The sequence below is a fragment of the Paractinoplanes durhamensis genome (assembly GCF_016862175.1).
Taxonomy (GTDB): Bacteria; Actinomycetota; Actinomycetes; order Mycobacteriales; family Micromonosporaceae; genus Actinoplanes; species Actinoplanes durhamensis.
This window is the reverse complement of record NZ_BOML01000061.1, coordinates 1-14,045: the sequence shown is the minus strand read 5'-3', so window position 1 is coordinate 14,045 and position 14,045 is coordinate 1. Positions and strand designations below refer to the sequence as shown.

16 protein-coding genes are annotated in these 14,045 nt (G+C 70.9%); 7 read left to right on the top strand and 9 right to left on the bottom strand.

What is annotated here, in order from left to right; genetic code table 11:
• Nucleotides 1-5 precede the first annotated feature (5 nt).
• Nucleotides 6-1,370 (bottom strand): phospholipase D family protein, encoded by a 1,365-nt coding sequence (locus Adu01nite_RS38270; RefSeq protein ID WP_239133022.1) that lies wholly within the window; start codon nucleotides 1,368-1,370, stop codon nucleotides 6-8.
• 296 nt (nucleotides 1,371-1,666) lie between these two features.
• Between Adu01nite_RS38270 and Adu01nite_RS48650 the strand changes: the two genes are divergently transcribed.
• The gene (locus Adu01nite_RS48650; protein ID WP_275414751.1) at nucleotides 1,667-1,798 is read left to right on the top strand and encodes a hypothetical protein; all 132 of its coding nucleotides are present in this window, start codon (nucleotides 1,667-1,669) and stop codon (nucleotides 1,796-1,798) included.
• 7 nt (nucleotides 1,799-1,805) lie between these two features.
• On the opposite strand, the gene Adu01nite_RS38265 is transcribed toward Adu01nite_RS48650, so the two are convergent.
• The 4 genes from Adu01nite_RS38265 to Adu01nite_RS38255 all read right to left on the bottom strand — a co-directional run bounded on the left by Adu01nite_RS38265 (nucleotide 1,806) and on the right by Adu01nite_RS38255 (nucleotide 4,378).
• Nucleotides 1,806-2,462, bottom strand: a complete 657-nt coding sequence (locus tag Adu01nite_RS38265) for a class I SAM-dependent methyltransferase (RefSeq protein WP_203734219.1) — start codon at nucleotides 2,460-2,462, stop codon at nucleotides 1,806-1,808.
• Nucleotides 2,463-2,471: 9 nt separating this feature from the next.
• Complete coding sequence (locus tag Adu01nite_RS38260; RefSeq protein ID WP_203734218.1) at nucleotides 2,472-3,671, bottom strand: aminopeptidase; 1,200 nt, start codon at nucleotides 3,669-3,671, stop codon at nucleotides 2,472-2,474.
• Nucleotides 3,672-3,830: 159 nt separating this feature from the next.
• Nucleotides 3,831-3,914 carry a hypothetical protein gene (locus Adu01nite_RS49245; protein WP_498371279.1) on the bottom strand — a complete coding sequence of 28 codons (84 nt, stop codon included), beginning with the start codon at nucleotides 3,912-3,914 and terminating at the stop codon, nucleotides 3,831-3,833.
• Nucleotides 3,911-4,378, bottom strand: a complete 468-nt coding sequence (locus tag Adu01nite_RS38255; RefSeq protein ID WP_239133021.1) for a GNAT family N-acetyltransferase — start codon at nucleotides 4,376-4,378, stop codon at nucleotides 3,911-3,913. The genes Adu01nite_RS49245 and Adu01nite_RS38255 overlap by 4 nt, the downstream gene beginning before the upstream one ends.
• A gap of 61 nt (nucleotides 4,379-4,439) precedes the next feature.
• Between Adu01nite_RS38255 and Adu01nite_RS38250 the strand changes: the two genes are divergently transcribed.
• The 4 genes from Adu01nite_RS38250 to Adu01nite_RS38235 all read left to right on the top strand — a co-directional run bounded on the left by Adu01nite_RS38250 (nucleotide 4,440) and on the right by Adu01nite_RS38235 (nucleotide 7,789).
• Nucleotides 4,440-5,819 (top strand): alpha/beta fold hydrolase, encoded by a 1,380-nt coding sequence (locus tag Adu01nite_RS38250; RefSeq protein ID WP_203734217.1) that lies wholly within the window; start codon nucleotides 4,440-4,442, stop codon nucleotides 5,817-5,819.
• Nucleotides 5,820-5,865: 46 nt separating this feature from the next.
• The gene (locus tag Adu01nite_RS38245; protein ID WP_203734216.1) at nucleotides 5,866-6,306 is read left to right on the top strand and encodes a MarR family winged helix-turn-helix transcriptional regulator; all 441 of its coding nucleotides are present in this window, start codon (nucleotides 5,866-5,868) and stop codon (nucleotides 6,304-6,306) included.
• A 1-nt stretch (nucleotide 6,307) separates the two neighbouring features.
• The gene (locus Adu01nite_RS38240) at nucleotides 6,308-7,279 is read left to right on the top strand and encodes a pirin family protein (RefSeq protein WP_203734215.1); all 972 of its coding nucleotides are present in this window, start codon (nucleotides 6,308-6,310) and stop codon (nucleotides 7,277-7,279) included.
• Nucleotides 7,280-7,363: 84 nt separating this feature from the next.
• Nucleotides 7,364-7,789 carry a hypothetical protein gene (locus Adu01nite_RS38235; protein ID WP_239133020.1) on the top strand — a complete coding sequence of 142 codons (426 nt, stop codon included), beginning with the start codon at nucleotides 7,364-7,366 and terminating at the stop codon, nucleotides 7,787-7,789.
• On the opposite strand, the gene Adu01nite_RS38230 is transcribed toward Adu01nite_RS38235, so the two are convergent.
• The 4 genes from Adu01nite_RS38230 to Adu01nite_RS38215 form a co-directional block, all read right to left on the bottom strand.
• The gene (locus Adu01nite_RS38230; protein WP_203734214.1) at nucleotides 7,786-8,400 is read right to left on the bottom strand and encodes a Clp protease N-terminal domain-containing protein; all 615 of its coding nucleotides are present in this window, start codon (nucleotides 8,398-8,400) and stop codon (nucleotides 7,786-7,788) included. The two genes, Adu01nite_RS38235 and Adu01nite_RS38230, sit on opposite strands and share 4 nt — an antisense overlap.
• Before the next feature lies 1 nt (nucleotide 8,401).
• On the bottom strand, nucleotides 8,402-8,638 hold the full coding sequence (locus Adu01nite_RS38225) for a helix-turn-helix domain-containing protein (protein WP_203734213.1): 237 nt from the start codon (nucleotides 8,636-8,638) through the stop codon (nucleotides 8,402-8,404).
• Between the two features lie 102 nt (nucleotides 8,639-8,740).
• The gene (locus Adu01nite_RS38220; protein ID WP_239133019.1) at nucleotides 8,741-9,466 is read right to left on the bottom strand and encodes a VOC family protein; all 726 of its coding nucleotides are present in this window, start codon (nucleotides 9,464-9,466) and stop codon (nucleotides 8,741-8,743) included.
• A gap of 192 nt (nucleotides 9,467-9,658) precedes the next feature.
• A complete protein-coding gene (locus Adu01nite_RS38215) occupies nucleotides 9,659-11,821 on the bottom strand; it encodes an ATP-binding SpoIIE family protein phosphatase (protein WP_203734211.1) in 2,163 nt (720 codons plus the stop codon).
• A 146-nt stretch (nucleotides 11,822-11,967) separates the two neighbouring features.
• Here Adu01nite_RS38215 and Adu01nite_RS38210 point away from each other — a divergent pair, with 146 nt between their 5' ends.
• Both Adu01nite_RS38210 and Adu01nite_RS49180 read left to right on the top strand, forming a co-directional pair.
• Complete coding sequence (locus Adu01nite_RS38210; protein ID WP_203734210.1) at nucleotides 11,968-12,246, top strand: hypothetical protein; 279 nt, start codon at nucleotides 11,968-11,970, stop codon at nucleotides 12,244-12,246.
• 608 nt (nucleotides 12,247-12,854) lie between these two features.
• On the top strand, nucleotides 12,855-14,045 hold a 1,191-nt coding region (locus Adu01nite_RS49180), incomplete at its 3' end, for a mechanosensitive ion channel family protein (protein ID WP_203734209.1).

Here is a 14,045-nt window from a genome sequence, read left to right as displayed (position 1 = left end):
GTGTCTCACCAGGTGCCCTTGCGGCGAGCTCGCCACGGGCGCCCGTCCGGGTCGTAGGCCAGCCGGTACGCCGGAACCGCCCAGACCCGCTGGTACCAGGGCAGCCGCTTGGTCTGATGCGGGAAGACCCGGCCGGGCGGCCGCGGCCCTTTGCGGCCACCGTCCTTCCAGGACTGCAACCGGTCGGCGGTCGTGGTCATCTCGCGGACGACATCGAGCGGGTCGATCAGCGCCGTGTCGTCGTCGCCCCGGTCGAGGTGCTCGCGGGTCAGCGCGAGCCGCAGATCGCGCGCGAACCGGCGCGGCCCCCAGGCGGCCGGCGCCCGCTCGTCGCGGGTCTCGTCGAGGACCGCGCAGGACAGCTCGCTGTCGTGCGTCCAGGACCGGCGGTTGAAGTTGTCGCTGCCGACGCTGCACCACACGTCGTCGATCACGCACACCTTGGCGTGCACGTAGACCGGGGTGCCCGCGTGGTTCTCCAGGTCGAAGACGTGCACCCGCTCGGGGGCGGCCCTCCGGCACAGGTTGATCGCCTCTTCCCGGCCGACCTCGTTGGGCGGCAGGGCGAACCGCCCGTCGACGTCCGGGTGCCGCGGGACGACCGCGATCAGGTGCAGCCCCGGGTTGGCCCGCAACGCCGCGGCGAACAGCTCGGCCACCTCGGTGGACCAGAGGTATTGATCCTCCAGATAGATGAGGTGCCGGGCGTTCCGGATGGCCTTGGTGTAGCCGCGAGCCACGGTCCGCTCGCCCATCGGCGCGAACCGATAGGGCGGCCGCATCGCCGGGTATGTCCGCAAAACCTGGATATTCAGTGATCCGACCTCAGGCGGGTCCGGTGGCTGTGGCGGGAGTTCGTCGGCGTGCTGGTCGGCATGCTTCAGCCGGTCGACCGCGGTGGAGATCGGGCCGTGCTGGTCGAGCGGGGTCGGATCGGTCCAGCGCTCCCGGAAACACAGATCGAGAGCGCCGACCACCGGCCCGCGCAGCGCGAGCTGCACGTCGTGCCAGGGCGGATTCTTCCCGTACGCGGCCGACATCTGCACCGCCTGCGGATCACCGTGGTGCTCGGCGGTGTCCCGGCGGCTGTGGCACAGGTCGATGCCGCCGGCGAACGCGATGTCCAGCTCCGGCCGCCCGGGATGCCGCAATAAGACCAGTTTCTGGTGGTGTGATCCGCCGCGCCGGACCCGCTGGTCGAGCAGCACCTCGCCGCCGGCCGCCGCGATGTCGTCGCTCAGGCTGCGGTTCTCTTCCTCGCTGTAGGCGAACTTGTCCATATGGGACCGCCACAGCAAGCCCTTGACGATCACCCCGCGCTTGGCCGCCGCCCCGAACAGTTCGGCGACGGTTGGACCATCGGCACGCATCCGTTCATCCGGATCGCCGCGCCAGTCCGTAAAGAAGAGGTAGTCACCCTCGCGGAGACTTTCCACCTCGGACACCAGCCGGTCAAAATACGTTATTCCGTGAATAAGCGGTTCGGCCGTGTTTCCCGCGCACCACGTGGGTATGGAGGAGCTCGGGTTGCCGCGCTCCTGCTCAGTCAGGAACCAATCCACCGCAAAGTAGCCCTTTCGAGGTCAACGACGACCTCAACGCTATGCCGCTTGACCAGCGGGCGCACCTTGAAAGGTGCCCGCTCGCCTTCCGGAGGGATCAGCCCATGAGCAGCGAGCCGCTCGCCACGACTCCCATCGCCGAAGCCACCGACGCCGCCTCCGCCGAGAAGGGCCTCCTCATCGTGCTCCTTCTGCTGGTCGTGCTGGGCGTGACCGGAATGCTCTTCATGTCCTGACCGCCCCTCATGTCCGGATCGCTGAGATCGACAGGGTGGTGGGCACCGGGCTGCCACCCTCGGCGAAGCCGGTCAGCTGCAGCCCGGCGTCCAGGAACGCCCGCAACAGCGCCGGCAACGGCAGATGCGTGGCACCGACCCGATTGCGTAACCCCTGGGTCGTCCACGAGTCCTTGGTCCAGTAACCGTCCAGGTATCCGCGGCGAATGACCACCGCCTCCGGATCGGTGCGGTCGGCGAAGCCGCCGCAGAACGCCGGGTGCACCCCGACATGCACGAACGTCCCGCCGGGCCGCAGCACCCGGGCGGCCTCCCGCAGCACGGCCGGATAATCCGGCATGTCGGTGTGCACCATCATCGCGACAACCGCGCCGAGCGCAGCGTCGGCAATCGGCAGGCGGGCGGCGTCACCCCGGGCGACCGGCAGCCGATTGTCGGCGTACGCCAACATGCCCGCCGAGAGATCGACCCCGACCGGCCGCCATCCGAGTTCGCGCAGCTGGGCGGCGTGCACCCCGGTGCCGCAGCCGAGTTCGAGGCACAACTCGTCGCCCTCGCCCAGCAACTCGGCCAGCGACGCCCGGATGCCGATCGGGTCACCGGGCGTCGAGGCCGGCAGGAACTCGTTCTCGTACCAGTCGGCAATCTCGTCGTAGGCCGCCATCAGGCCCTCTCAGAGCACCCACTCGTCGGCGCGGATGATCTCGACGGTGCCGCGCGGGCCGGTGCCGGTGACGTTGATGCCGTCGCCGCCGATCACCACGTCGGTGTGCACGCCCGAGCTGTTCAGGCCGACCGCGGTGCGCTGCTCCGGGGTCATCTGCATGCCGCCCTCGACCGACCACGGGAAGCTCTGCCCCCACGCGACGTGACAGCCGGCGTTCTCGTCGTAGAGCGTGTTCTGGAAGACGATGCCGGCCTTCGCGATCCGGCTCTCCTTGTCGACCAGCGACACCTCGCCCAGGTAGCGGGCACCGGCGTCGGCGTCGATCTGGGCGCGGATCACGTCGCCGCCCTCGTCCGCCCACACCTCGGTGATCCGCCCGCCCTTGAACGTCACCCGCAGCCCGGTGATCAGCTGCCCGGCGATCACCATCGGCCGGGTCACCCGCATCGTGCCGTCGGCGCGCCGCAGGTCGGGGCTGGTGAACACCTCCTCGGTGGGGAGGTTCGGCATGTAGACGATGCCGTCGTTGTCGATCAGGCCGCCGCCGGTCCAGCGGGCCTGCGGCGGCAGCCCCACGGTCAGGTCGGTGCCCTCGCCGAAGTAGCGGACCTCGGTCAGTTCGAGCGCGTCGAGCTGCTTGGCCCGGGTGTTGAGGGTGGCCGCCCGCGCCTGCCACTCGGCGGCCGGGTCGGCCGAGTCGAGCCGCATCGCGGTGCTCACCGCTTCCCAGAGCCGTTCCACGTCGGGCTCGCCGAAGATCTGGGTGGCCCAGCCCGGGTTGGGTGCGGCGACGACCGACCAGCGCATACCGCCGCCGAACATGGCGTCGCGCCGGATCCGCACTTCCTCGATCCGCCGGGCCGCCACCTTGGCCGGGTCGGCACCGTCGAACAGCCGCGGGTTGGCATCACCGACCAGGCCGATCGACGCGACGCCGGCCGCCCGCCACTCCTCGATCCGGGCGAGGGCCCACGGCCGGCTCACCGAGAGCGACTCGACGCTGGCATGGTCGAACGCGGACCGCTGCATCGGCCCGTCGGTGAAGTTGACCTCGACCCAGCCGGCGCCGGCCCGATAGGCGGCCTCGACCACGGCCCGGGCGATCTCCAGGTGCGCGGTGTCGCTGTCGACGACGACGCCCTGACCAGGCTGGACATTGACGCCGGCCCGGACGACCAGGTCCGCTAAACGCTCGATCTGTGCCATGCCGGACACATTAGATCAGCGTCGGTGCACCAATCGCCCCTTACGCCCGGCCCATCGGCAAAAATGCCGCGCCAACCGCATAACCCCAGGTCAGCGCGACATCTCAGTTAGATCATCAATGCCGTGGGATGGCCCCGAATGCATTCCCGCTGATCACTGTCAGTCGAAGTCGAAAATGCTGTGCTTGTCGTAGAAGTGCAGGACGTAGCGGCATCGCCGGCAGATCATCAGGGCCCTGGTCAAAGGCGTAGCCGCATCGCCGGCTCGGAGGTGCGGACGAAACCCAGCGAGCGGTAGAGCGGCTCGCCGTCGGCCGAGGCCCGCAGGTCGACCTTGCGGATGCCCCGCGTGCGGAACCACGCCAGCAGGGCGGTCATGCACTGCCGGCTGTAGCCGCGCCGGCGCAGGTCGGGGTCGGTGGCGACGCTGAAGACGTAGCCCGAGCGGCCGGTCGGATCGCCGGGGTTGCCCAGCCGGGTCTCGATCGTGCCGAGCACGCAGGAGGCCAGGCCGGTGCCGTCCGGGCGGTCGACCACGAACGCGGCCATCGTCGGATCGTCCGCTGCGGACAACCGGGCGATCAACGCCTGCCGGGCCGGTTCCCGCCAGCCGTCGGACCACTCCGCCGGGTTCATGCTGCGCAGCATCACCGCGCGTAGCCGGACCAGCTCACCGGCGTCATCGGGCCCTGCTTGGCGCGCAATCATGGCACGGACGTTAACCGGACAGGGGCAGCGGAGCACCCGCAATATCCACTAGCGTCCCAGCATGGTCCGCGGCGTGGGTCTGCTTCCGGCGCTGGTCTGGGGTGTCCTGGCCGGCTTCTGGCGGCCGCGTGGGCCGATCTTCCCGATCGACGCGATCGCGATCCTGCTGATCAGCGTCGTGGTCGGGGTGCTGGCCGGGCGGATCACCCGGTCCCGCTGGGCGATCGTGCTGGCGCCGGTCTTCTTCACGGTGGCCGGCGAGATCACCCGGGTCGGTCTCACCGGGCCGACGGTCGACTACCCACGGCCGACAAACCTCGGCCTTCTCGCGCTGATCGTCGGGCGTGGCCTCTTCGTCGTGCTCGCGCTGCTGCCGATGGCGGTCGGCGCCGCCTACGGCGCCGGCTCCCAGCGGCGAAGCCGCAGCCCCTGGCGGTGGGTGGGGCGCTTCGTGACGGGCATCTTCGCGGTGGCCGTCCTGATCACCGGGGTGGGGGTCGCGCTTCCCGGGCGGGTCACGCCGATCTCCGGCGGCATCTCCGAGCTTGCGTACGCCGGAAAGCTCGGCCTGATGATCCGAGGCGCTCGCGCCGACGCGCCGTTGCTGTTGTTCGTGCCCGGCGCCCCGGGCGGCTCGGAGCTGGCCGCCATGCGGCAGCGGCTGGCCGCGCTGGAGCGGACGTTCGTGGTGGTGACCATGGACCGGCGCGGCGGCGGGCGGTCGTTCGGCGCGCTCGACCCGGTCCCGACCTTCACCATCGACGACGAGCGGCGCAACGTCCTGGCGGTCACCGACTACCTTCTGGCCCGGTTCCGGCGCGACAAGCTCTACCTGGTGGCGCACTCCGGCGGCACGATCGGCGCGACCCTCGCGGTGCAGGATTCGCCGGCGCTGTTCGCCGCCTACGTCGGGGTCGGCCAGGTCGCGAACCCGACGGCGAGCGACCGCACACAATACGACGACACGCTCGCCTGGGCCCGCTCGGCGGGCAACACCGCGCTGGTCACGAGACTGACGCAGGTCGGCCGCCCGCCGTATTCGAATATCTACGGCTACGAACCGATGATCACCAACGAGGACGCGGTGTACGGGACGGACAACGGCGAGGCGCTGCTGGTCAACGCGCAGGCGCCGGAGCTGGGCCTGCTCGACAAGGTGCACGTGCTCGCCGGCTTCCTCGACTCGTTCGACGCCTTCTACCCGCAGGTGCGCAACATCGACTTCCGGGCCCAGGTGCCCGCCCTCGGCGTACCCACCTATTTTGTGGCCGGAGACCGTGAGGTGCCCGCTCGCGTGCGTGACCTCAACCTGTGGTTCTCGGCGCTGCAGGCGCCGCGCAAGGAGATCGTGACGCTCAAGAACGCCGGGCACCGGTCGATGTTCGATCAGCCGGCGCAGTTCGAGGCGGTGCTGAAGCGGGTGCTGGCCGAGAACCCGTGACCGACAGCACTTGTTATTTCAGATTTGAAAGAGTTACCGTGTGGGCATGGCCGAACCGCTGAGCGACACCCAACAGCGCGCCTGGCGCACGTTCATCGAGAGCTCGTGGGCCCTGCACACGCACCTCGAGGACGAACTGCGCGCCGCGACCGGCCTCAGCATGAACGATTACCACGTGCTCGTGGTGCTTTCCGAAGCGCCCGCGCACCGGCTGCGGATGGGGGAGCTGGCCGGTCGGCTGGTCTTCTCGCCGAGCCGGGTCACCTACCAGATCAACTCCATGGTCAAGCGGGGGCTCGTGCTCAAGCAGCCCTGTCCCGAGGACGGCCGCGGCCAGGAAGCCGTCCTCACCGCCGCCGGCCTGACCGCCCTCGAGCAGGCGGCGCCGCTGCACCTGATCACCGTCCGGGACCGGTTCATCGACCGGCTCGACCCCGACGAGCTCGACGTCATCGCCCGGGTTTTCGACAAAGTAGGGAAGGCCTGAGATGCCCGCCATCACTGTCGACGACGTATTGGTCCTGCCGCGGCTGCCCGAGCTGGGCGACGCGACCACGAGTTTCCGACCGGTTCGCCGCCTCACCACCGCACCGTCCGGCTACGAGGGCGAGGGCTTCCCGGTCCGCCGGGCCTTCGCCGGCGTGCCGATGAACGAGCTCGACCCGTTCATCCACCTCGACCAGATGGGCGAGGTCGACTACGCGCCGGGCGAGCCCAAGGGCACGCCGTGGCACCCGCACCGCGGCTTCGAGACGGTCACCTACATGATCGACGGGATCATGGACCACCAGGACTCGCTCGGTGGCGGCGGCACGATCACCAACGGCGACACCCAGTGGATGACGGCCGGCCAGGGCATCCTGCACATCGAGGCGCCGCCCGAGCACCTGGTCACCAGCGGCGGCCTCTTCCACGGCCTGCAGCTGTGGGTCAACCTGCCGCGCGCCGCCAAGATGATCACCCCGAAATATCAGGACATCCGCGGCCGGGAGTCGGCGCTGCTGACCTCGCCGGACGGCGGCAGCCTGATCCGGATCATCGCGGGCGAGGTTGCCGGGCACGCCGGCCCCGGCTCCACCTTCACCCCGATCAACCTGGCGCACGTCACCCTGCAGCCCGGCGCCCGGCTCGACCTGCCCTGGCAGGCCGACTACAACGCGCTGGTCTACGTGCTGGCCGGCCGCGGCACGGTCGGCGTGGAGCGCCGCCCGATCACGATCGGCCAGCTGGCCGCGCACGGCGCCGGCGACGCGATCCGGGTCGAGGCCGACCCGACCCAGGACTCGAACATCCCGGCCATGGAGCTGTTCATCATGGGTGGCCGCCCGATCCGCGAGCCGGTGGCCCACTACGGCCCGTTCGTGATGAACACCCGCGAGGAGCTGGCCCAGGCCTTCGAGGACTTCAAGAAGGGCCGCCTGGGCGTGGTGCCGGCCGGTCGGCTCCCGCACACCGACTGAATCATCACAGGACGAACCCCGACTCCTCCATTATCATCATCGGCAGTTTCGGCCCGCCCGGAGTGACCTGCCCGGGTGGGGTCGATGGTGCTGGCTGGGGGCGGCATGGCGTTTCGGGTGGAGTACAACGGCGAGGACATCGAGCTCGCCACCCTGGAAGCCGCGCTGGACTGTGCCCGCAACGCGATCGCGAACGACGTGGACCGGTTCGACGGCTGGGCGGTCGAGCACGATGAGGACGTCAACGACTGGTTCGTCCAGGCGGTCCGCAACGGCCGCCGGGTCGGCCCGCTCGCGGTGGTCAGCGCGATCGCGCGGCGCGAGCCACCGGGCCCGGCGGTGGTCGAGGACTGGGAGCGGCGGGTCTCCTTCGTCGGGCAGACCCCGGCCGAGGCGTTCGCGATGGCCGCCGACTGGCTGGGGCGCCGGCCCGGCATCGAGACCATCGGCGATGTCGGGTGGCACCACACCGCCAGCGGCCATCAGCTGCGCATCTACTACCGCGATTAGGCGGCCTGGTCCTTCAGCGACTTCTCCAGGTCGGTGCGCAGTGCCGCCGCGTCGACCTGGTGGTCGGCGAGGATCCGGGCGGCCAGGCCCTTGCCCTCGCGCAGCATGCCGAGCACGAGGTGCTCGTTGGCGATGAAATTCTGGTGGAGCCGGATCGCCTCGCGCAGCGACAGCTCCAGCACCTTCTTGGCCCGCGGTGAGAACGGGATGTGGCCGCCGGTGGCGTAGAGCTTGCCGAAGAGGCCCCGCTTCTTCGGGGCCGGTTTCGGCAGCCGCAGCGCCCCGGCGCCGAAGCTCTCCTCGATGGCGGCGCGCACCTTGTCGAGGTCGATGCCGATGGCCTTGAGGGCGGCCGCGTCCTCCGCGTCGGCGTCGGTGAAGAAGGTCAGGTCGGGTGAGTCGGTCGCGCCCATCAGCCGCTGCACGTCCTGCCGGACGGTCTCCGCGTCGAGGTCGTGCTCGGCCAGCAGCCGGGTGACGGCGCCGTCCGGGTCGTGGAGCATCGAGATCAGCACGTGCTCGGTGCCGATCCGGGCGGCGTGCAGCGTGCGGGCCTCTTCCTGGGCGCCGACGACGGTGGCCCGCGCGGCGGATGTGAACCTCTCGAACATCTCAGTCCTCCCGTGGGTCGTGCGCCGGCATCAGGTGTGCGTGCTTCTTGTGAACGCCCTGGCGGGTCACGTCGAGCGCGTCGGCGATCTCCTGCCAGGACCAGCCGTTGCGGCGTGCGTTGGCCACCTGTAGATGCTCGAGACCCTCGAGCAGGCGGCGCAGCGCCACGACCGCCCGCAGGCCGACCCGTGGATCGGTGCTGCCGGCAGCGGCGGCGAGGTCGGTTGCCTCAGTCATGCTGTCAACTTACGTTGACACCCTCGGTCGCGTCAACCCCGGTTGACACGACCGGCAAAAAGAAGGGCCGGCGCGAGATGCGCCGGCCCTTCCCGAGTTCTTTCAGCCGCCGTACGTGAGCTCCATGCCGGTCACGTTGTTGTACGCCACCGACAGCTCGACCGGGCGATACACCGGCGCGGTGATCGCGAACGGCGAGCCCAGCGGGTCGACGATCTCGACGTACTTGCCCAGGCCCATCTCGACCGGGCCGGCCATCACCCGGCCGCCCAGCCGGGCCACGTGATCGACCAGCTCGGGGCAGTCGGCCACCTGGAATGACGGCTGCCAGCGGAAGTCGTACCGCCCGGTGATCAGCCCGGCCACCGAGTCGTGCGCTTCCGTCAGCCATTCGCCACTGCCGAACTCGTGCGTCAGCGACCAGCCGAACACCGAGCCGTAGAACGCCGTCGCCTGCCCGACCCCGTCGGTCAGCAGATCCGACCAGGCCATCGTGCCCGGCTCGCCGCGCAGCTGGGCGCCGGCGAAACCGGCCGCCTGCCACAGGCCGAAGATGGCGCCGGACGAGTCGGCGACGACCGCGCTGCGCGCGCCCGGTCGTTCCTCCGGGCGGACCAGGACCCGGCCGTACGCCGCCTGGACGCGCTCGATCGTGTATTCCAGATCGGGGGCGGCGAGATAGGTGAGCCATCCCTCCGGTCGATCCGGCCGGCTCGGAGCGATACCGGCCACTGGCCGGCCGTCCAGCAGGAACCGATCGCCGTCGATCTCCCAGCCCAGCAGGTCCGCATAGAACCTGGCCGCGCGGCCGTGGTCCGATGTGGACAATTCCGCCCAGCAGGGGGTCGATGGCGCAAAGCCTCTGATCCGCATGTGCCGCTCCCACGTGGATGCCCCGATTTGAATGTCACCCTACGGCACCCAATACGCTTCGTCACTACCCTGGGGTTCAATGCCCGTTTTAGAGGGTGTTTCGGCTACGTGGAGTAATCGTTCGAGAAGTCTGATGTAACGCGACTGTTAAACTGGTGATCGGTCCGAAGTGGACGGAAGCAGGATCTCGAACCACACCGTGGAGCCGCGCACCGACGGGTCGGTGCCCCACGAATCGCTCAGCTCCTCGATCAGGCTGAGGCCGCGCCCACGGCTGCTCATCGCGTCGGTGTGCGCCCGCATCACGCTGCCCCGGGTGCCGGTGTCGGCCACCGAGACCAGCACCCGCTCGGCGTTCAGGTCGATGTGCACCTGCGCCGGGGTGCCCGCGTGCAGCAGCGCATTGGTGGTCAGCTCGCTGGTGCACAGGATCGCCGAACCGATCACCTGCTCCGGCACCGTCCACTCGCGCAGGCGGGTGGTCATCCACTGCCGCACCCGGCTCGGCCCGGTCGGCTCGGCCGCCACCAGCATCGTGGCCGACCGGCTCAGCGCGACCGCCCGCTCCACCGCGAGCACCGCCACGTCGTCGTCGGTCGGACCCGGCACCGCGGCCGTGGCCAGCGAGCACAGATTTCGCGGGTCGCCGCTGGCCGCCGCCGCGGCCACCGCGACCAGCGCATCCAGGCCGTCGTTGAGCGCGTGGCCACGTCGCTCCACCACACCGTCGCTGAACATCAGGATCGAATCGCCCGGTTCGAGCCGCACCAGCCCGGTCTGCCACCGGCCGCCCAGGCCCAGCGGCGCACCCGGCGGCACCTTGACCAGCTCGGCCGTCGGCGGCTCGCCGGCCACCCCGGCCCGGCGCAGCACCGGCGGCGGATGGCCCGCGCTGGCCAGCGTGATCGTGCCGTCGTGCGGGTCGAGCACCCCGTAGACGACGGTCACGAAGATCTCCTCGTTGCGCGACTCGGCACCCAGCGAGGTGACCAGCCGGTCGAGCCCGGCCAGCACGCCCGGCGGGTCGGCGTCGGTCAGCGCCAGCGCCCGCAACGCCGCCCGGACCTGGCCCATCACCGCGGCCGCCCGCACGTCGTGCCCCGCCACATCGCCGAGCACCATCGCCAGCCGGCCGTCGGCGAGCCGGAACGCGTCGTAGAAGTCGCCGCCCGCCGCGTTGCCGTCCACGCCCACGTCGTAGCGGGCCGCGATGCGGAACCGCTCCAGCTCGGGCAGGTGCTCCGGCAGCATGCTGCGCTGCAGCAACTGGGCCGTGCCGTGCTGTGCCTCGAACCGGCGGGCCCGCTCGGCCGCCTGCGCCACCAGCTGGGCCACCGCGTTCAGCAGGGCGCGCTCGGCCGGCAGCCAGGTGTGCGCGCTCCGGTAGCCGATGCTCAGCGCACCGGTCAGCGAGGCGGTCCGCAACGGAAGCACGGCCAGGGCGCGGATGCGCCGCTCGTGCCGATCGGTCGCCACCGCCCGCAGCGGCTCGCCGTCCGGCACGAACGACGGCCGGCCGGACCGGGCCGCCGCGACCACCGGGGCGTGCGGGTCGTCGGACAGCGCCTTCCACACCGGGGGCAGCCGCTCGTCGGCCTCGTCGAGCATCTCGCCGCGGACGCGGCGCACCCCGCGGAAGAGGTTGCCGTCGTCGACGGCGAAGACGCAGTGGTCGACGTCGAACGAGGTGAGGGCGTAGCCCAGCACCACCCGGGCGACGTCGTCGATGGTCAGCGCCACCGCCAGGCGGGAGGTCAGGTCGCCCAGATTTTGCAGGCGGCGGGTCACCTGGGTGGTCTCGGCCGCCACCGTGAACACGCCGGCGACGGCGCCGTGCGAGTCGCGCACCACCGAGTGGCCGCGGGTGAAGAACGACTGCTCGGGGCGGGCGCCCTCGGCGCGCACCACGGTCAGCTGCGTCTCCGGCTCGAGGAACGGCTGGCCGCTGCGGTAGACATCCTCGATCACGCCGCCGATGCCCGGCGACTGCCAGATCTCGCCGAATGCCTCGGCGGCCGGGTGGCCGAGCGCGGCCGGGTGCAGGGTGCCGATCAGATCCGCATACGCATCGTTGTAGATCATCACGAAGTCGTCGCCGAAGCTGAACGCCATCGGCATCGGCGACGCCAGCACCAGGTCGACGGTGGCGGCGACCGCCGGGTCCCAGCGGTCGCGCGGGCCCAGCTCGGTGTGCTCCCAGGCAAGATCGCGGACCAGCTCGGCGCACCCGGATCGGGCAAGCGGCATCGCCCCCAGCTGCGACGGCAGCGTGGGCGTCTGCGAAGGGCTCACCCCACCCGTCCCGGCCATAGCCAAAAGCGTAGCCCGACTCGGCCATTCGGACGATGCCCTGCCGTCCGACCGTCCGATTCTTGACGGGACGGTTTGGTCCCGTTCACGCTCAGCCACCGGGTGAGCTTGGCAAATACTTGTTTCGCTCACGTAAGGTCGCCGCCGTGACCGACGCGGAACCCTTGATCGATCTGTCCGCGCCCCGCTATCACGCGCAGGTGACGCCGCGAGGCCGCCGCCGTCGCCGGGCCGCGATCATTGCTCTGGCGGCCGCCGCCGTGGTGGTGGCCGGCGGCACCGGCTACGCGGTGACCAACCGCGCCGCCGAGTTGCGCATCACCCCGGCGACCGCCCCCACCGCGAAGCCGACCTCCGCCCCGGCCCTGCCCGGCAGCCACCGTTCCCCAGCCCTGGACCCGATAAAGCACTCCCCAGCCGGCTGACCGAGTCCCTCCGGTCTCCGGTCCGCTGTCGCGGCCCGGGGTTTCGGCTTCTGGCCTTCGGGCGCCGGGCCTCGCGTCTTGGTCCGGGGCGGGCTACCGACTTCGCGGAAGTTGGGGTCTCCCCCTCGCTTGCGAGGCCGAGATTCAGGAGATCGGGGTCTCGTCGCACGCACGAGGCCCCGAGATTCAGGAGATCGGGGTCTCGTCGCACGCACGAGGCCCCGAGATTCAGGAAGTCGGGGTCTCGCCGCACGCACGAGACCCCGACATCAAGGAAATCGGGGTCCTGAATCCGCGCGCTGCGGAAGGCGGCCCCTGGTGCCGTCCGGGTTAGCCGGCGTCGCTGCTGGAAGAGGGCCTGGGGTGGGGTCTCGGCGGGCCGTCATGCCGCTGCGGAACACCCGAGGGCGTAGCTCGGGGTCGCTGCCGCTGTTGGCGGGTTGGGTCGGGGCGGAACTCGCGACGGGGGCCTCTGCGGGCGGTGTCGTGGTTTGAAGCTTGCGGTGGGTTTGTCTGGGCGGCTGGTGCCCGACGGGCGGAATCGTTCGTTTCGTCCTATGGTCACAGGGCCGGTGTGTGCCGGCCCGCCAGAAACCAGGGAGCGTTCGATGACCGGGAACGGGCTGGGCCAGGGGCTCAGCGACATGTGGCGTTCGGTGCTGTTGTTCCTTCCCAGCGCGCTGGCCTTCATCGTGATCCTGGTGGTCGGCTACGTGGTCGCGCGGTTGTTGCGCACCGTGGTGGCCAAGGGGCTGCGGAAGGCCGGCTTCGATCGGGCGGTGTCCCGCGGCGCGGTCGGCCGTGCCCTCGAGGGCGCCAAGATCAGTGCCACCGATCTCTGCTCGAAGATCGTCTTCTACGCGGTGATGCTGTTCGCGCTGCAGCTGGCCTTCGGCATCTGGGGGCCGAACCCGGTCAGTGACCTGCTCACCGCCCTGATCGCCTGGCTGCCGCGAGCGTTCGTGGCGATCGTGATCGTGGTGGTGGCCGCGGCCATCGCCGGGGCCGTGCACGACCTGATCGTCAGCGCACTCGGCGGGCTCGCCTACGGCCGGTTGCTGGCCAGGGTGGTCGCCGTCGTGATCGTGGCGCTCGGCGTGATCGCGGCGCTCGACCAGGTGCAGATCGCCACCTCGGTGACGCAGCCGCTGCTCATCGCGGTGCTCGCGATGGTCGCCGGAGTGGTGATCGTCGGGGTCGGCGGCGGGCTGATCCGGCCGATGCAGCAGCGCTGGGAGACCTGGCTGGAACGGGCCGGGGCCGAGACGTCGGCGATCCGGGAGCACGCGAAGGCGTACGCGGAAGAACGACGGCTGGCAGAGGAGGCCCGCCGGGCGGAAGAAGCGCGGGTCGAGGAGGCCCGCCGGGCCGAAGAGGCGCGACGGGCCGAGGAAGCGCGCGCCGAGGAGACCCGCAAGGCCGAGGAGAAGCGGCGCGCCGAGGAGGCGCGGGTGGCGCAGGAGGCCTGGCAGGCGGAGGAGTCCCGGCTCGCGGAGGAGCGACGACGGGCCGACGAGGCCCGGCAGGCGGAGGAAGCCCGCCGCGAGGCCGACCGGATGGCCGCGACAACCCAGTCCGTCACGATCACGGACCGTGCGGCCGCCGCCGCGAGCGCGTCCGAAACACAGCCGTTGACCGACTCGGACCGTGCGGCCGCCGCCGCAAGCGCATCCGAAACGCAGGCGTTGCCCAACGCGGAGCGGGCGGCGGAGGTGCCGGCCGCGGAAAGCGGGAGCGACGAGGCCAAGGCGGTCGCCGCGCGGGCGGAGACCGAGGCCGCCGCGACGCGGGCGGCCGAC